This is a genomic window from Variovorax sp. RO1 (assembly GCF_002849325.1).
Taxonomy (GTDB): Bacteria; Pseudomonadota; Gammaproteobacteria; order Burkholderiales; family Burkholderiaceae_C; genus Variovorax.
This window is the reverse complement of the sequence record NZ_PKMT01000005.1, coordinates 208,542-224,667: the sequence shown is the minus strand read 5'-3', so window position 1 is coordinate 224,667 and position 16,126 is coordinate 208,542. Positions and strand designations below refer to the sequence as shown.

The 16,126-nt window shown below is 69.4% G+C and carries 15 protein-coding genes; 11 read left to right on the top strand and 4 right to left on the bottom strand.

Annotation, left to right across the window (positions count from 1 at the left end):
- Nucleotides 1-43: 43 nt before the first annotated feature.
- The 6 genes from pdxR to CY658_RS24090 all read left to right on the top strand — a co-directional run bounded on the left by pdxR (nt 44) and on the right by CY658_RS24090 (nt 6,669).
- The gene (gene pdxR / locus CY658_RS24115) at nt 44-1,465 is read left to right on the top strand and encodes a MocR-like pyridoxine biosynthesis transcription factor PdxR (protein ID WP_101492591.1); all 1,422 of its coding nucleotides are present in this window, start codon (nt 44-46) and stop codon (nt 1,463-1,465) included.
- Between the two features lie 107 nt (nt 1,466-1,572).
- Nucleotides 1,573-2,031 (top strand): carboxymuconolactone decarboxylase family protein, encoded by a 459-nt coding sequence (locus tag CY658_RS24110; protein ID WP_101492590.1) that lies wholly within the window; start codon nt 1,573-1,575, stop codon nt 2,029-2,031.
- Between the two features lie 5 nt (nt 2,032-2,036).
- Nucleotides 2,037-2,357, top strand: coding sequence for a DMT family transporter (locus CY658_RS24105; RefSeq protein ID WP_101492589.1), 321 nt, complete (start codon nt 2,037-2,039; stop codon nt 2,355-2,357).
- A gap of 76 nt (nt 2,358-2,433) precedes the next feature.
- On the top strand, nt 2,434-2,793 hold the full coding sequence (locus CY658_RS24100) for a DUF2946 family protein (protein ID WP_101492588.1): 360 nt from the start codon (nt 2,434-2,436) through the stop codon (nt 2,791-2,793).
- Between the two features lie 118 nt (nt 2,794-2,911).
- Nucleotides 2,912-5,077 carry a TonB-dependent receptor gene (locus CY658_RS24095; RefSeq protein WP_101492587.1) on the top strand — a complete coding sequence of 722 codons (2,166 nt, stop codon included), beginning with the start codon at nt 2,912-2,914 and terminating at the stop codon, nt 5,075-5,077.
- 17 nt (nt 5,078-5,094) lie between these two features.
- Nucleotides 5,095-6,669 (top strand): PepSY domain-containing protein, encoded by a 1,575-nt coding sequence (locus CY658_RS24090; protein ID WP_101492586.1) that lies wholly within the window; start codon nt 5,095-5,097, stop codon nt 6,667-6,669.
- Here the strand turns inward: CY658_RS24090 and CY658_RS24085 are convergent.
- Complete coding sequence (locus CY658_RS24085) at nt 6,602-7,828, bottom strand: D-amino acid dehydrogenase (protein WP_101492585.1); 1,227 nt, start codon at nt 7,826-7,828, stop codon at nt 6,602-6,604. The genes CY658_RS24090 and CY658_RS24085 overlap by 68 nt on opposite strands.
- A 202-nt stretch (nt 7,829-8,030) precedes the next feature.
- Between CY658_RS24085 and CY658_RS24080 the strand changes: the two genes are divergently transcribed.
- From CY658_RS24080 to CY658_RS24060, 5 genes are all read left to right on the top strand, one after another.
- On the top strand, nt 8,031-8,921 hold the full coding sequence (locus CY658_RS24080) for a transporter substrate-binding domain-containing protein (RefSeq protein ID WP_099795833.1): 891 nt from the start codon (nt 8,031-8,033) through the stop codon (nt 8,919-8,921).
- A gap of 21 nt (nt 8,922-8,942) precedes the next feature.
- Nucleotides 8,943-9,683 (top strand): aspartate/glutamate racemase family protein, encoded by a 741-nt coding sequence (locus CY658_RS24075; protein WP_101492584.1) that lies wholly within the window; start codon nt 8,943-8,945, stop codon nt 9,681-9,683.
- 106 nt (nt 9,684-9,789) lie between these two features.
- Nucleotides 9,790-10,689, top strand: coding sequence for a dienelactone hydrolase family protein (locus CY658_RS24070; protein WP_101492583.1), 900 nt, complete (start codon nt 9,790-9,792; stop codon nt 10,687-10,689).
- Between the two features lie 113 nt (nt 10,690-10,802).
- Nucleotides 10,803-11,708, top strand: a complete 906-nt coding sequence (locus tag CY658_RS24065; RefSeq protein WP_101492582.1) for a ZIP family metal transporter — start codon at nt 10,803-10,805, stop codon at nt 11,706-11,708.
- A 128-nt stretch (nt 11,709-11,836) separates the two neighbouring features.
- Nucleotides 11,837-12,055, top strand: coding sequence for a hypothetical protein (locus CY658_RS24060; protein WP_062468907.1), 219 nt, complete (start codon nt 11,837-11,839; stop codon nt 12,053-12,055).
- 19 nt (nt 12,056-12,074) lie between these two features.
- Here the strand turns inward: CY658_RS24060 and CY658_RS24055 are convergent, their stop codons facing one another.
- From CY658_RS24055 to CY658_RS24045, 3 genes are all read right to left on the bottom strand, one after another.
- Nucleotides 12,075-13,460, bottom strand: a complete 1,386-nt coding sequence (locus CY658_RS24055) for an amidase (protein WP_101492581.1) — start codon at nt 13,458-13,460, stop codon at nt 12,075-12,077.
- A gap of 67 nt (nt 13,461-13,527) precedes the next feature.
- Nucleotides 13,528-15,168, bottom strand: coding sequence for a dipeptide ABC transporter ATP-binding protein (locus tag CY658_RS24050; RefSeq protein WP_101492580.1), 1,641 nt, complete (start codon nt 15,166-15,168; stop codon nt 13,528-13,530).
- A 2-nt stretch (nt 15,169-15,170) separates the two neighbouring features.
- The gene (locus CY658_RS24045; RefSeq protein ID WP_101492579.1) at nt 15,171-16,121 is read right to left on the bottom strand and encodes an ABC transporter permease; all 951 of its coding nucleotides are present in this window, start codon (nt 16,119-16,121) and stop codon (nt 15,171-15,173) included.
- Nucleotides 16,122-16,126 lie beyond the last annotated feature (5 nt).

The following is a 16,126-nucleotide window of genomic DNA, read 5'->3' as shown; positions in this document are numbered from 1 at the left end:
GTCATCACCAGAGCGCGTTCGTCCCGAGCGGGCCTCCACAGCCATGACCACCAGCAAGACTCACGACCTCTCGCCGTTGGACCCTTCGGCGGCCGAGCCCTTCTATCGGCAGATCTATGAGCGTTTCCGCAGCGCCATCGCCAGTGGCTTGCTCAAGCCGGGCGATCGCGTTCCCTCGGCGCGCGCGTTGACCCAGGAACTGGGCCTGGCGCGCGGCACCATCGACGCCGCCTATTCGCTGCTGGCCGCAGAGGGCTACATCCAGGCCCGCGGCCAGGCCGGGACCATCGTGACGCCGGGCCTCAAGCCGCGAACGCCTGCGACCGTCGCGCCGCCTGCGCCCGACACCGCCACCTCGTCGATCGGCTTTCGCCCGCAATCGATCCTGCCGTTCCAGATGGGCTTGCCCGCGCTGGATGAGTTCCCTCGAAAGATTTGGGCGCGGCTGGGCGCGCGCTGCGTGCGTGCGATGCAGCCGCTCGACATGACGCACCCCTCCGTCTACGGGCAGCCGGCGCTGCGCGCGGAAATCGCCGCCTACCTGCAGGTGTCGCGAGGAATCACCTGCGCCCCGTCGCAGGTGTTCGTGACCTCGGGCTACCGCCACTCCATCGAACTCGTCGGCCTCGCCTTGCTGAAGGCGGGCGACCGCGTGTGGCTCGAAGACCCGGGCTATCCGCCGACACACGAGCTGTTCGCGCAGATGCACATCGCGACCGTCCCGGTGCCCGTGGACGCGGAAGGCATGGTCGTGGCCGAAGGCATCCGGTCGGCGCCGCGTGCGCGCGCGGCCGTGGTCACGCCGGCGCACCAGAGCCCGCTGGGCGTGTCGTTGTCGCTGCAGCGGCGCATGGCGCTGCTGGACTGGGCCGGGCGGCACAACGCCTGGATCGTCGAGGACGACTACGACGGCGAGTACCGCTACGTGAGCCGCCCCCTGCCTGCGCTCAAGAGCCTGGACCGCGACGGGCGCGTGCTCTATGCGGGCACCTTCAGCAAGGTGCTCTTTCCGAGCCTGCGGCTGGCCTACCTCGTGGTGCCGCAGGCGCAGGTCGAGCGCTTCGAACAGATCCTCCAGACCTTTGCGGGCGGCAGCCCCGAGCTCACGCAGTCGATCGTCACGGCGTTCATCCAGGAGGGCCATTTCGCGCGCCACATCCAGCGCATGCGCAAGCTCTACGCCGAGCGCCGCGAAGCGACGAGCGCGGGCCTGGCGAGCGTGCTGGGCAAGCACGTGCGCATCGACGCGCTGCCCGGTGGCATGCACCTGATCCTGCGGCTCACGGGTCGCCAGTCGGACCGCAAGCTCGTGGCGCGCATGCGCGAAGCGGGCCTGTTCGCGGAGGCGCTGTCGGAATGGACGCAGAGCGGCAAGGGCACCTCGGCGCTGCTCGTCAACTTCACGAACATCGACTCCCGGGCCACGGCGGAGAAACTGGGCAAGCGCATCCTGGCCCTGATGTGATCCGAGAAATCATGGCCTAGAACCGAATGCGGTTTATGGCTCTTCTTGACTGAGCCAAGATGGCCGACGATCGAGTCCTTCTCTCTCCACACACACAAGGACTTCTCATGAGCCATCGCATCGACTACGCCAAAGTTTCGCCCGAGGTCTACAAGGCTTTCGGCGGGGTGCACGTCGCCGTCCAGAAAACCGGCCTGCCCAAGGAACTGGTCGATCTCGTCTACCTGCGGGTGTCGCAGATCAACGGCTGCGCCTATTGCATCGACATGCATTCACGCGACCTGCTCAAGGCCGGCCTCGCGGTCGACAAGCTGGTGCTGGTGCCCGTGTGGCACGACGCGGGCGCCGTGTTCAGTGCTCGCGAACGCGCGGCGCTCGCCTGGGCGGAAACGGTGACGCGCGTTGCCGAGACCGGCGTTCCCGATGCCGACTACGAAGCCGCCACCGCCGAGTTCAGCGAGAAGGAGCTGGTCGATCTCACCTACGCGATCAGCCTGATGAACGCCTTCAACCGCTTCGGCGTGACCTTCCGCGCCACGCCGGCCGCCACGGCCGCCAGGGCCTGAACGGCATGGCCTGGGTATGGCTCGGCATCGCGGGGCTGCTGGAAATCGCCTTCGCCTTCGCCATGAAGTCGTCCGAGGGTTTCACGCGGCTGGTGCCGGCGTTGTTCACGGTCGCTGCTGGCCTGTCGAGCGTGGTGTTGCTCGCGCTCTCGATGCGTACGTTGCCGATGGGCACGGGCTATGCGGTCTGGACCGGCATCGGCGCGGCGGGCACCGCCATCGTGGGCATCGTGGTGCTGGGGGACTCGGCCGCGCCGATGAGGCTGCTGTGCATCGGGCTCATCCTCGCAGGCGTGGTCGGGCTGAAGCTCGTCTCGCCCCCCTGAAAGAACACGGCAAAGCCCCGCAGCGCCCGTCGGCGATACGAACGCACGTCGCCGGGGCACGCCATAATTCGCGCCCATGCACGCCCTTCGAACCTTCTGCGCGATGCACCGCCTGGTGCTGGCGTGGTTCATGGCGTCGCTGCTGATCGCGGGCGCCTCGCCGCTCGTGAATCCGCAGGCGATGGAGCTGGTGTGTTCCGCTGCCGGCACCGTCAAGCTCATCGTGCAGGGCGATGACGGCGCGACCGAAGTCGGCATGGCGGCGATGGACTGTCCGCTGTGCATGGTCTCCGGCCCGCCGCCTGCCACCGTGCAGGTGACGCTGCCCACGCCGCTGCCGCTGGGCCGGGCGCTGCAATCGATTCCCGCTGCCCGCCTCGCGGCAGCCACGGCCTCGCCGCCGCCGGCGCGAGCGCCGCCCACGCATCTCTCCTGAGCTTCGTCGTTCCTGCACCTGACGCCGCCTGAACGGGCCGCGCGGTGCGTTCCCGGTCGTTGTGCGGCCGGCGTTGTGCGCCCTTGTTTTGCGCCAGCGCCGCCGCAAGAGAGATGCCATGCCTACCCTTTCCCGTGCCCCCGCTTTGGGGCTGCTCGCCTTGTTCGGCGTCGCCCATGCGCCTGTTCAAGCCCTGGCCGCCGTGCCCTCGTTGCCCCCGATCGAGGTGGCCGACGACGCCCCGCGCCCCAACGGCCGGCTCGACCTCGACACGCCCGCCGACACCGCGAGCCGCCTCGGCCTCACGCCGCGCGAGACGCCCGCATCGGTCACCGTGGTGAACCGTTCGGTGCTTGACGCTCGCGGCGTGCAGAACACGCAGGAGGCGCTGCGCGCCGTGCCCGGCGTGACCGCGCACGACGCGCCCGGCAACGTCGGCGTGAGCTACCGGGGCTTCGGCAGCGGGTCGATCGCGCAGCTGTTCAATGGCATCAACCTGCAGTATTCGATCGCGGCCCGCCCGGTCGACAGCTGGATCTACGACCGCGTCGAAGCCATTGGCGGCCCGTCGAGCTTTCTGTTCGGCTCGGGCGCGCTGGGCGGCTCGATCAACTACATCACCAAGGCGCCCGAGCGCAGCGACTTCGCCGAAGCGCAGTTGCGCCTGGGCACGCAGCACCTGAAAGAGGCTTCCTTCGGCTTGAACCGCCGCATCGCCGGCGACGGCGGGGCGGGCAGCCACTACGCGCGCATCGACGTGAACCACCGCGACGCCAATGGCTGGACCGACGGAACGAAAAGCAAGTCGACGCAGCTCGCGGCCTCGCTGCTGTCGGACTTCGGTGGCGGCCTGACGCACACGCTGGCCTACGAGTACCAGGACGAAGACGTGACGCGGCCCTACTGGGGCACGCCGGTGCTGAACCCGGCGGGCGGCGAGATGCGCATCGACCGCGGCACGCGCTTCAAGAACTACAACAGCGCCGACGGCCTCTACGCGCAGCGCGTGCAGTGGCTGCGCTCGGTCACCGAGTGGCAGGCCAGCGATGCGCTGCAGTTCCGGAACACCTTCTATGCCTACGACGCACTGCGCGACTACCGCAACGTCGAGAACTACCGCTACAACGCGCGCAACACGGCGGTCATCCGTTCGGGCGCCTTGCTGCAGCGGCACGACCAGGACGTGTGGGGCAACCGCGTCGAAGGCATCTACAAGGGACAGCTCGGCGGGCTCAAGAGCGACTGGTCTTTCGGGCTGGACTTCAGCGTGAACCGGCAGACGCGCTTTCCCAACAGCCTGCCCGGCACCGTGAGCACGGTGAACCCGTATGTCTTTGCCACCGAGCGCTTCTTCGATGTGCCGGGCATGACGCCGGGTTTCCGCCCCGACCGCGACAACAAGGTACGGACCACCGCGCTGTATTTGGAGAACCGCACCGCACTGCAGCCGTCGCTGCACCTCGTGACGGCGCTGCGCCACGAGCGCATCGACCTCGACCTGGTCAACCGCCGCACCGTGGACGCGACGAACCCGGCCACCTTCCATCGCGGCTACAAGCCCACCACCGGCCGCATCGGCCTGGTGTGGGACTTCGCGCCTGGCGCGAACCTGTACGCGCAGTACGCGACGGCGGCCGACCCGCCGTCGGGCGTGCTCTCTACCGCCTCGTTCGCCGACGTGCGCAACAACAGCGAGCTCACCACCGGCCGGCAGGTCGAGGTCGGCACCAAGCTCGACTTCTGGCAGGGCAAGGGCACGGTCACGCTCGCGGCCTACAGCATCCGCCGCACCAACATCGCGACGCAGGACCCGGCCAACAGCACGCTCACGGTGCTCGTCGGCGAGCAGTCGTCGAAGGGCGTGGAGCTGGCACTCGGGCTGCAGCCCACGCCGCAGTGGTCGCTGCAGGGCAACCTCACGTATGTCGATGCGCGCTACGACCAGTTCCGCCAGGGTGGCGTGTCGCTCGCGGGCCGCACGCCGACCAACACGCCGGCGGTGGTCGCGAACCTCTGGGTGTCGTACGCGGTCACGCCGCGCCTGCAGGCCACGGCGGGTGTGCGGCATGTGGGCAAGGTGTACGCCGATGCGGCCAACACGATGCACTGGCCGGGCTACACGCTGCTCGACCTCGGGCTGAGCTGGCAGGTGAACCGCACCGTCACGGTGGTGGGCCGCATCCGCAATGCGACCGACCGTGTGTATGCCGCGAACGTCGGCGCCGGCTTCGCCTACCTCGGCGCGCCGCGCACGGCCGATGTGTCGGTGCGCGTGAGCTTCTGAACCGAAGGAGCACCGCCATGCATGCCAAACGCTGGTTGTTCCTGATCCACCGCTGGCTCGGCGTGGTCGCCTGTGCCTTCTTTGCGATGTGGTTCATCTCGGGCGTGGTGATGATGTACGTGGGCTACCCCAAGCTCACCGAGGCCGAGCGCCTGCAGCACCTGCCGCCGCTCGATGCGAAGGCGCCCTTGCTGGGCCCGCGGCAGGCGCTCGATGCGGCCGGCATTGCGGGGCCGCTGCAGGACCTGCGACTGGCCGTGGCCAGCGGCGGGCAGGCGGTGTACCTCGCGACGCCGGCGCGCGCGGCCGAGCCCGGCGTGCGCCGTTCGCCGCCGGGGCGCGGCGTGGTCGTCGTCGATGCGCAGACCGGCGCGGTGCTGCGCCAGGTCGATCGCGCCCGCGCGCTCGTCAGCGCGCAGGCCTATGGGGGCGAGGGCGTGGTGCTCAGGTATCGCGGCACCATCGACGAAGACGCCTTCACCCATTCGCGCGGGCTCGACGCGCACCGCCCCCTGCATGTGGTCGACCTCGCCGATGCGCAGGCCACGCGGCTGTACATCTCGGGCCAGACCGGCGAGGTGGTGCGCGACGCGCCGCGTGCCGAGCGGCTGTGGAACTACGCCGGCGCGTGGATTCACTGGCTGTACCCGCTGCGCGGCACGGGCCTGGACCGCTACTGGGCCGACATCGTCAACTGGCTGTCGATCGTCGGCATCGCCGTCACGCTCACGGGCACGGTGGTGGGCGTGATGCGCTGGCGCTTCCGGCGCACCTACAAGAGCGGCTCGCACTCGCCGTACCAGGGCACGATGATGCGCTGGCACCACATCAGCGGCCTGGTGTTCGCGCTCGTCACGCTGACGTGGATCTTCAGTGGGCTGATGTCGATGAACCCCTGGCGCGTGTTCGACAGCGGTGCGCCGGCGTTGCGCATGGCGGCGATGCAGGGCGGGCCGCTCGTTGTAGACGCAGGTGATGCGGCGCCTGCTGCCTTGCTGGCTTCAACGCGCGGCGATGTCCGCGAAATGCGCTGGGTGCGCGCGGCAGGGCAGACGCTGGTGCTGGCCAGCACCGCCAGCGGCCGGCCGCTGGTGCGCGACGCGGCCAGCGCACAGCCGCAGCAGATCGACTCGGAGGCGCTGCGCACCGCCGTCGCGCACCTGCTGCCCGACCCGGTCGCGCGCATCGACGTGCTCACTGCCTACGACAGCCACTACTACACGCGCGACGCGCACACCATGACCGGCGGCAGCGAGAAGCCGTTGCCCATCTGGCGCGTGGTGTTCGCCGACGCGCACGCCACCTGGGTCCATGTCGATCCGCAGACCGGCGCCGTGCTCGGTCGCAGCGACCGCACGCGTCGTTGGAGCCGCTGGCTGTTCGCGATGCTGCACAGCTGGGACTGGCTGCCGCTGCTCGCGCACCGTCCGCTGTGGGACGTGCTGCTGGTCGCGCTGAGCGCGGGCGGTGCGCTGCTGAGCCTGACCGGCGTGGTGATCGGCTGGCGGCGCCTGGGCCGCAAGCTCAGGCGCGCGACGGGGCCGCGTCCAGCGCCTGCGCGATCCGCTGCGCCGAGCCGAAGGCCAGCGTGAAACCCAGTGCGCCGTGGCCGGTGTTGAACAGCATGTTCGACGGCGCATGCGGCAGCCGCCCGATGATCGGCAGGCCCTTCGGCGTGGCGGGGCGCATGCCGGTCCAGGGATGCAGTTCGGCCAGCCGGCTCGCGCGCGGGAACACGGCGCGCGTGGCATCGGCCAGCGTCTCGATGCGCGTGGCGGGAATGCTCGCGTCGTGCCCCACGAGCTCGGCCATGCCGGCCACGCGCAGGCGCGAGCCGATGCGCGCGAACACCACCTTGCGTGCGCTGTCGGTCACGTTCACGCGCGGTGCCGCACCGGGGGCGGGGTCAACCTCGACCGTGATGCTGTAGCCCTTGAGCGGGTACACCGGCAGGTAGGCGCCGAGCGCACGACCGAGCTTGTGCGAGGCCGAGCCCAGTGCCATCACGAAGGCATCGGCTTCGATGTCGCCTTCGCTCGTCTGCACGGCCGCCACGCGTCCTTCGCTGCGCGCGAAGCCGTGCACGTCGGCACCGAGCATGAAGCGCACGCCGCGCGCGCTCAGTGCGCGCATCAACTCAGCGCACACCTTGAGGCAGTCGGCCGCGCACTCGCTCGGTGTGTGGACCGCGCCCGCCATCTGACCGCGGTAGTCCGCGAGCGCGGGCTCGATGGCCACGCACTCGTCGGGTGTGACGATGCGCTGTTCGCTGCCCAGGGTGCGCTGCAGCGCGACCTGTGCGCTCGCCCCTTCGAGCGAGGCCGCGCTCGCGTAGAGCACCAGCTTGCCGGTGGCGGAGAAATCGCAGTCGGGCGCGATGTCGGCCTGCATCGCTTCGAAGCCGGTGCGGCTTGCGGCCGCCAGCGCCAGCAGCTGCGCGGTGGTGTCGCGCGAAGTTGATGCGTTGCACGCGGCCAGGAAGGCCAGGCCCCAGCGCCATTGCAGCGGATCGAGCTGCGGGCGCAGCTTCAGCGGCGAGGTGGGGGAGAACAGCAGCTTGGGCAGCTGCGTCCAGATCGACGGGTCGGCCAGCGGCTGCACGTACGAGTAGCTGAGCTGCGCGCCGTTGCCGCCGCTGGCACCCGCGCCGGGCGCCGCGCGGTCGATCACCGTGACCTGGTGGCCCTGGCGCTCGAGTTGCCAGGCGGTCGCCAGGCCCACGATGCCGGCGCCGAGCACGCACACATGCATGGGGGCAACTTTCCGGAAGTGAAGAAGAAAGAGAACAGAAGAGACAGCCTGCGACTGTAGAGGCCGCCCGCTTCGCCCGGAAATGCCAAAAGAACCCAGCCCATAACCTTTGGGCATGACCCCGGGGTTAATTGGAATTGTCCCGATGTGTCACTCCTTCTTACACTGGTTGTCTGTTCAATCCAACCGAATGAAGGCTCGAATGAAACTCTCCGTTTTGATGGCGTCCCTGGCTGCCGCGGTCCTCTTCACTGCACCGGCCGCACAGGCTGCCGATACGCTCGCCAAGATCGCCGAGTCCGGCAAGATCTCGCTCGCCTACCGCGAGTCGTCGGTGCCCTTCAGTTACCTGGACGGCCCGAACAAGCCGATCGGGTTCTCGGTGGAACTCTCCAACGCCGTGGTCGAAGCGGTGAAGAAGAAGTTGAACAAGCCCAACCTGCAGGTCTCGCTGATGGCGGTCACCTCGCAGAACCGCATCCCGCTGATCACCAACGGCACCATCGACCTGGAGTGCGGCTCCACCACCAACAACACCGCGCGCGGCAAGGACGTGGCCTTTGCGGTGAACCACTTCTACACGGGCACGCGCCTGCTGACGAAGAAGTCTTCCAAGATCAAGGACTACGCCGACCTCGCGAAGAAGACCGTGGCCAGCACCACCGGCACCACCAACGCGCTGGTCATGCGCAAGTACAACACCGAGAAGAACCTCGGCATGGACATCGTGCTCGGCAAGGACCACGCCGACGCGTTCCTGCTGGTCGAGAGCGACCGCGCCGTGGCCTTCGCCATGGACGACATCCTGCTGTTCGGCCTCATCGCCAACTCGAAGAACCCGGCCGACTACGAAGTGGTGGGCGAGTCGCTGCAGGTCGAGCCCTACGCCTGCATGCTGCCCAAGGACGACCCGGCCTTCAAGAAGCTGGTGGACGACACCTTCACCGCCATGATGAAGAGCGGCGAGTTCGAGAAGCTCTACACCAAGTGGTTCATGCAGCCGATTCCGCCGAAGAACGTGCCGCTGAACTTGCCGATGAGCGACCAGCTGAAGGAGAACCTCAAGGCCTTCAGCGACAAGCCGGCCACCTGATCGAGGGAAGAAAGAAAAGACATGGTCGCAGCCACACAGGTCGTCGGCATCCTCGGGGGCATGGGCCCCGCGGCGGGCGCCGACTTCGTCCGGCTCTTCGTGCAGGCCTGCGCGCAGCAGATGCGTGCGCGCGGCGAGCCGGTGCGCGACCAGTCCTTTCCCGAACACTGGCTGGCGCAGGTGCCGGTGCCCGACCGCACCGGCGCGCTGGCCTCGGGCGAGCAGGGCGCGCACCAGCCGCTCGAACCGATGCTGCAGGCGCTGGGCCGGCTGGCCGCGCTGGGCAGCCGCGCCGTGGCCATCGCCTGCAACACCGCGCATGCCTGGCATGCGAGCCTGCAGGAACGCTTTCCGCAGGTCGAGCTGCTGCACATGGCGCGCGAAACCGCGCGGCAGCTGGCGTCGCAAGGCGCGACCGAGGTGGCGCTGATGGCCACCGAAGGCACCTACCGCGTGCGGCTGTATGAAGAGGCGCTGGCCGAGGCCGGCCTGGGCTGCCATGTGCCGCTGGCCGACGAGCGTCAGACCATCATGCGCGGCATCTTCGACGGCGTGAAGGCCGGCAACCTGCCGCTGGCCGAACGCTGCTTCTCCGAGGTCGCGCTGCGGCTGGCCGAGCGGCACGGCCCGGTCACGATCATCATGGGCTGCACCGAGGTGCCGCTGGGCCTGCAGGGCTCGGCCGCGGTGGCGGGGCTGCGCCTTGTCGACCCGGCGCAGGTGCTGGCCGAGGCGCTGGCACGGCGGGCCTACGGCACCTAGCTGCTTTACCGCCCGGTCACACGGCCCGGCCCGATTTCGCCTACATTGCGGCGTGCGTTTTTCTACGCCACACCCCCTTGTCAGACGATTCAACCGGAGCCTTTGCATGACCTCCTTCGACGACAACCGTTCCGAATTCGATTCGCTGCGCCCCGGCGACAGCACCGAGCAGGGGGCCACGCGCCGCACTGCGCTCAAGGCCGCCCTCGGTGTCGGCTACGCCGCCGCCGTGCTGCCGGTGGCCGCGCAGACGGCCATCTCGACCCCGGCCGACGGCCTGAAGGCCGGCCCCATCAAGTACACCGTCAACGGCTTCGAGGTGCCGGCCTACGCCGCCGCGCCGGCCGGCAAGACCGGGCTGCCGGTGGTGCTGGTGATCCAGGAAATCTTCGGCGTGCACGAGTACATCGCCGACACCTGCCGCCGCTTCGCCAAGCTCGGCTACCTGGCCATTGCGCCCGAGCTGTATGCGCGCCAGGGTGACCCGCGCGGCTACACCGACATTCCCAAGCTGCAGGCCGACATCGTCAGCAAGGTGCCTGATGCACAGGTCATCGCCGACCTGGATGGCGCCCTGGCCTATGCCAAGGCCAACGGCGGCGACACGAGCAAGGCCGGCATCACCGGCTTCTGCTGGGGCGGGCGCTTCGTGTGGCTGTATGCGGCCACCGGCAAGGTCAAGGCCGGCGTGGCCTGGTACGGCCGGCTGGTCGGGCAGGCCAGCGAACTGCAGCCGAAACACCCCATCGACATCGCCGCCAGCCTGCAGGCGCCGGTGCTCGGCCTGTACGGCGGAAAAGACCAGGGCATCCCCCTTGACACGGTTGATAAGATGAAAGCTGCTCTGGCCACTGGAACCCCGGCGGCCAAGGCATCGAGCTTCGTCGTGTACCCCGAAGCAGGCCACGCGTTCCACGCCGACTACCGTTCCAGCTACGTCAAGAGCGCCGCGGACGACGGCTGGCAGCGTGCCACGGCCTGGTTCAAAGCCAATGGTGTCGCCTGACTGAAGACGGCGCCCCGTAGCCACCCTCCGCCGAAGGCCGTCCGAAGTGACGGCCTTTCTCTTTTTATGAACGGAACACGGCCGTAACGGCGGCCACTTTTGCGCAAGCAGCTATGAATTTGATAGTAATTCTCTTGGCGACCCTGGTCGCCGGCATCGGAAGCGTCTGGCTCGCGGCCCTGCTGCTGCGCGTGGGCGTGCGCAGCGGTGGCGGCGGCGTGAACCCGCAGCACCTGCTGAGCCTGGCGGCCGGCGCGCTACTGGCCACGGCCTTCATGCACCTGCTGCCCGAGGCCTTCGAAAGCCGCATCGAGCCCGCGCTGCTGTTCGCGGTGCTGCTGTTCGGGCTGGTGTTCTTCTTCCTGCTCGACAAGGCCGAGCTGTGGCACCACGGGCACGAGCACCACCATGGCGACGTCGCACCCGCGAAGAGCGAAGCGCACGATCACCACGGCCACGATCATGGTCATTCACATGGCCACGCCCACCACCACACCTCGCCCACGGGCGGCGGCAGCTGGGCCGTGCTCACCGGCGACAGCGTGCACTGCTTCGGCGACGGCATCCTGATTGCCTCGGCCTTCGTCGCCGACATCCGCCTGGGCCTCGTGGCCGCGCTGGCCGTGCTTGCGCACGAAGTGCCGCACCACATCGGCGACCTCGTCGTGCTGCGCCAGAGTTCGGCCAATTCGCGCGCGGCGCTCGTGAAGGTGTCGCTCGCGGGCACGATGACCATGCTCGGCGGCATCGCGGGCTGGTGGCTGGTCGACCAGCTGCATGGCTGGCTGCCGTACTTCCTGGTGCTGGCGGGCAGCAGCTTCGTCTACGTGGCGCTGGCCGACCTGATTCCGCAGCTGCAGAAGCGCCTGCCCGCGCGCCAGACCGCGGCGCAGATCGCGTGGCTCGCAGCGGGCATCCTGCTGGTCACGCTCGTGAGCCGGCTTGCGCACGGCGAGCATGGCCACGAACACGGCCACGATGAAGGCCACGGCGAGCACGGCCACGTCCACAAGGACTGACCGGTCATGCCGGCAGGGCGGTGCGTGACGGGAAACTTTCCGACACCGCCGTCAGGCCTTCGATCCACCGCAATGGGCAAAACAGGCGCACCATAGAGGGCCGTTCACCCATCTGCCGAGGAATTCTCATGACGCCCCAAGCCGATGCCACCGCGCGCTCCGCCTCGTCGTCCGAAGACGACGATGACGACAGCACGCCTGCCGACGACTTCGATGAACTCGAAGCCGATGCGTCCGACGACCTGTCGGACGAAACGGGCATCGACCTCACCGATGCCAGCGAGCTCGATGCCGACAACGTGCCGGCCGACGAAGAGTTCGACCGCGTGATGAACGCGCCGGACTGACTCGCCTGACCCAGGACGTTCAGACCGGTTCAGGCCAGCGCGCCTGCGCCGGACGCACCGATTCGTAGAAGCGCGCCATCTGCAGCACGCCCAGGTCGTCGAAGCGGCGCCCCGCGATCTGCAGGCCGATCGGCAGGCCGCTCGTTGAGTGCCCGCAGTTGATCGACGCGGCTGGTTGTTCCGACTGATTGAACACCGACGTGAAGTGCGAATCCTTCAGCGGATTTTCCGAGCCGCTGTTGATCGCGTCTGCCGCGAACGGCAGCACCGGCGACACCGGCGACAGCACGTAGTCGAAGGGCTGCGTGGCCGCCACGGTGGCCGCGCGCAGCGCCTGCATGCGCGTGAAGGCACGGAAGGTGTCTTCGGGCGTGAGCGAGGCCGCGAACTCCGCCGCCTGATGGATGTAGCCGGCCGCGAGCTTCGCGCGTTCCGGCGGCATCGCAGCCAGGTCGACGCGGCAGCGCATCGTGAAGAAGTGGGCCATGCCCATGCGCATGTCCAGCGTGCTCCAGTCGGCCATCGGCTCGACGATGGCGCCGGCCTGCTCGAACAGGCGCGCCGCAGCGAGCACCGCTTCTTTCACTTCCGCATCGATGGGCCAGCCGCCCGTGGTCTCGGTCCACAGGCCGATGCGCAGGCCCTTCACGTTGCGTTCGAGCCGCTGCCACGCCAGGTCGTTCGGCGGCAGGCTCATGTAGTCGCGCGCGTCGGGGCGCGTCACCACTTGCATCAGCAGCGCGGCGTCGGCCACGGTGCGCGTCATGGGGCCGATCACGCGCGCGGCGGCGGGCGGGTCGACCGGGATGCGGCCGTGGCTCGGCTTCAGGCCGAACACGCCGCAGAAGCTGGCCGGAATGCGCACCGAGCCGCCGATGTCGCTGCCCAGGTGCAGGGGGCCGTAGCCCGCGGCGGCGGCGGCACCGGCGCCCGAGCTCGAGCCGCCGGTGTTGCGGCTCAGGTCCCACGGGTTGCGCGTGAGTGCATGGAAGCTCGACGGCGCCGCGCCGAGGAAGCCGAAGTCGGGCATCGTCGTCTTGGTCACGATCACCGCGCCGGCTTCGCGCAGGCGTGCGGCGGCGGGGGCGTCGGCCGCGGCGGGCGCCAGCACGGTGGCCGCGCTGCCGATCGGCGTGGGCGTGCCGCGCGTGGCGATGTTCTCTTTCAGCGTGACCGGCACGCCGTCGAGCTCGCCCTGCGGCTTGCCCTGCGCCCAGCGCGCCTCGGAGGCGCGGGCCGAGGCCAGCGCGGCCTCGGCGTCCAGGCCGTAGGTGGCGTGGATGTGCGGCTCCCAGCGCTCGATGCGCGCGAGCACGGCCTGCGTCACCTCGACCGGCGACAAGGCGCGGTCACGGTAGTGTTCGAGTAGCTGGATGGCACTGAGTTCGTACAGGGGTGTTGTCATGGCTTCGCTTCTTCTTTGGGTGGTTGGATGAAGGTGGGTTGAAAAGACAGGGGGCAGGCGACGGCGCTCAGCCGCCTCCGAACGCATAGCCCTGGCCGGGCGCCGCGGCCAGCAGCGCGCGCGTGTAGGCCTCGCGCGGCGACAGCAGCACGTCGTGCGCGGTGCCTTGCTCGACGATGTGGCCCTGGTGCATCACGATCAGGCGGTCGCAGATCTGGCTGGCCACGCGCAGGTCGTGGGTGATGAACAGGATGCCGATCGACAGCCGCTGCTGGATCTCCGCGAGCAGCTTCAGGATCTGGTCCTGCACCGACACGTCGAGCGCCGACACGGCCTCGTCGGCGATCAGCACGCGCGGCTCGCAGGCCAGCGCGCGCGCAATGCACAGGCGCTGGCGCTGGCCGCCCGAGAACTCGCTCGGGTAGCGGTGCAGCACCTCGGGCTGCAGTCGCACCAGCGCCATCAGCTCCTCGGCGCGCTGCCAGGCCTTGGCGTGCGGCACGCCGAAATTCACCGGCCCCTCGACGATCGACTGGCCCACCGTGCGGCGCGGGTTGAGCGAGCGGTTCGGGTCCTGGAACACGACCTGCACCATGCGCCGGAACGCCGAACGCTGCGCGCCGCGCGAGCCCTCGATGCCCGGCACGCGGATGTCGCCGTCGGTGGGTTCGATGAGCCGCGCGATGCAGCGCGCCACGGTCGACTTGCCCGAGCCCGATTCGCCCACGATGCCGACCGTCTCGCCCGCATGCAGCTTCAGCGACACGTCGGCCGCCGCATGCACCGTGCGGCGCTTGCCGGGCCAGCTGCCCGTGCGGTAGACCTTGCCCACGCCGCGCGCATCGAGCAGCGGCGCCTTCGCTTCCACCGGCGCACGCAGCACCGGTGCCAGCCGCGGCACGGCGTCGAGCAGCATGCGCGTGTAGGCCTCTTTCGGGCGGCGCAACACCTCGTCCTTCGGGCCGCTCTCGACCTGCCGGCCGAGCTGCAGCACCACCACCTGGTCGGCGATGTCCGCCACCACGCCGAAGTCGTGCGTGATGAACAGCACGGCGGTGCCGTTCTCTTGCTGCATCTCGCGGATGAGTGACAGGATCTCGGCCTGCGTGGTCACGTCGAGCGCGGTGGTGGGCTCGTCGCAGATCAAGAGTGCGGGGCGCAGGATCAGCGCGATGGCGATCACGATGCGCTGGCGCTGCCCGCCCGAGAGCTGGTGCGGGTAGGCGTCGTAGATGCGCTGGGGCTCGGGCAGCCGCACGCGCTCGAAGATGGCGAGCACGCGCTCGCGGCGCGCGGCGGCGCCCAGCGTCGTGTGCTCGGCCAGGATCTCGTCGACCTGCGCGCCGCAGCGCATCACGGGGTTGAGCGCGGTCATCGGCTCCTGGAACACCATCGCCATGCGCGCGCCGCGCAGGGCGCGCAGCCGCTTCGCATCGGCCGCGAGCACGTTCTCGCCCTGCACCTCGATGCGCCCGGCCGAGGGCCGCAGCGACGCAGGCAGCAGGCCCATCGCGGCCTGCGCGATGACCGACTTGCCGGAGCCCGATTCGCCGAGCAGGCACACGACCTGGCCCGGCATCACGTCGAACGAGATGCCGTGCACCGCGTGCGCGCGGTCGGCGCCGGCGGGCAGGTCGATGGCGAGGTCGCGCACCACGAGGCAGGGCGCGACGGAGGTCATGGAAGCCGAAGAAGGGGTGGATGTCATGGTCAGGCTCCGCGCGGTTTGAACTTGGGATCGAGCGCATCGCGCAGGCCGTCGCCGAGCATGTTCACGGCCAGCACCGTGAGCGCCAGGAAGAAGCCGGGCAGCAGCACGGTCGACGGGTGCGAGGTGAAGTGCGTGCGGCCTTCGGACATGATGTTTCCCCAGGTCGGCACGTCGGACGGCAGGCCGATGCCCAGGAACGACATCACCGCCTCCACCAGCATTGCCGCCGCGCAGATGAAAGTGCCCTGCACGATCAGCGGCGCCACCGTGTTGGGCAGGATGTGGCGCAGCATCAGCTTCCAGGTCGGCGTGTCGAGCGCGACGGCCGCTTCCACATACGGCTCTTCGCGCACCGACAGCACCACCGAGCGCACCAGCCGTGCCACGCGCGGCGTCTCGGGCACCACGATGGCCAGGATCACCGTGAGCAGGCTGGGCCGCCACACGGCCACCAGCACGATCGCGAACAGGATGCCGGGGATGGCCATCATCCCGTCCATCACCCGCATGATCACGCCGTCGAGCCGCCGGAAGTAGCCTGCCACCATGCCCACCACGAGGCCGAACGCGACCGAGCCCAGCGCCACCGCCACGCCCACCGACAGCGAGATGCGCGCCCCGTAGGCCGTGCGGCTCCACAGGTCGCGGCCCATGCTGTCGGTGCCCAGCGGGAAGAAGCGCTCGAAGCTGTCGCCTGCGAGCGTGGTGAACTCGGTGCGCGTGCCGGGCGGCAGGTGCGAGTTCGCCGGGTCCATCGCGTTCGGGTCGATGGTGTAGAGCCAGGGCGCGGCCACCGCCAGCACCAGCATCGCGACCAGCAGGGCGCCGCCGACGCGCACGGCGCCGTTGGCGAGCAGGCGGCGCAGCAGCGACCGGGCCGGGGCGCGAGGCGCGGCGGGAGGAACCGCGGCAGAGGCAGGCGCATCGTCGCGCAGGGAAATCGAAGTCATGGCAA

What these genes read in the sequence shown, in the direction of transcription:
- CY658_RS24060 (WP_062468907.1), top strand. Translation starts at nt 11,837, where the DNA reads ATGACGCCCCAAGCCGATGCCACCGCGCGCTCCGCCTCGTCGTCCGAA.
- pdxR (WP_101492591.1), top strand. Translation starts at nt 44, where the DNA reads ATGACCACCAGCAAGACTCACGACCTCTCGCCGTTGGACCCTTCGGCG.
- CY658_RS24070 (WP_101492583.1), top strand. Translation starts at nt 9,790, where the DNA reads ATGACCTCCTTCGACGACAACCGTTCCGAATTCGATTCGCTGCGCCCC.
- CY658_RS24100 (WP_101492588.1), top strand. Translation starts at nt 2,434, where the DNA reads ATGCACGCCCTTCGAACCTTCTGCGCGATGCACCGCCTGGTGCTGGCG.
- CY658_RS24055 (WP_101492581.1), bottom strand. Translation starts at nt 13,460, where the DNA reads ATGACAACACCCCTGTACGAACTCAGTGCCATCCAGCTACTCGAACAC.
- CY658_RS24065 (WP_101492582.1), top strand. Translation starts at nt 10,803, where the DNA reads ATGAATTTGATAGTAATTCTCTTGGCGACCCTGGTCGCCGGCATCGGA.
- CY658_RS24080 (WP_099795833.1), top strand. Translation starts at nt 8,031, where the DNA reads ATGAAACTCTCCGTTTTGATGGCGTCCCTGGCTGCCGCGGTCCTCTTC.
- CY658_RS24050 (WP_101492580.1), bottom strand. Translation starts at nt 15,168, where the DNA reads ATGACATCCACCCCTTCTTCGGCTTCCATGACCTCCGTCGCGCCCTGC.
- CY658_RS24075 (WP_101492584.1), top strand. Translation starts at nt 8,943, where the DNA reads ATGGTCGCAGCCACACAGGTCGTCGGCATCCTCGGGGGCATGGGCCCC.
- CY658_RS24090 (WP_101492586.1), top strand. Translation starts at nt 5,095, where the DNA reads ATGCATGCCAAACGCTGGTTGTTCCTGATCCACCGCTGGCTCGGCGTG.
- CY658_RS24045 (WP_101492579.1), bottom strand. Translation starts at nt 16,121, where the DNA reads ATGACTTCGATTTCCCTGCGCGACGATGCGCCTGCCTCTGCCGCGGTT.
- CY658_RS24085 (WP_101492585.1), bottom strand. Translation starts at nt 7,828, where the DNA reads ATGCATGTGTGCGTGCTCGGCGCCGGCATCGTGGGCCTGGCGACCGCC.
- CY658_RS24110 (WP_101492590.1), top strand. Translation starts at nt 1,573, where the DNA reads ATGAGCCATCGCATCGACTACGCCAAAGTTTCGCCCGAGGTCTACAAG.
- CY658_RS24095 (WP_101492587.1), top strand. Translation starts at nt 2,912, where the DNA reads ATGCCTACCCTTTCCCGTGCCCCCGCTTTGGGGCTGCTCGCCTTGTTC.
- CY658_RS24105 (WP_101492589.1), top strand. Translation starts at nt 2,037, where the DNA reads ATGGCCTGGGTATGGCTCGGCATCGCGGGGCTGCTGGAAATCGCCTTC.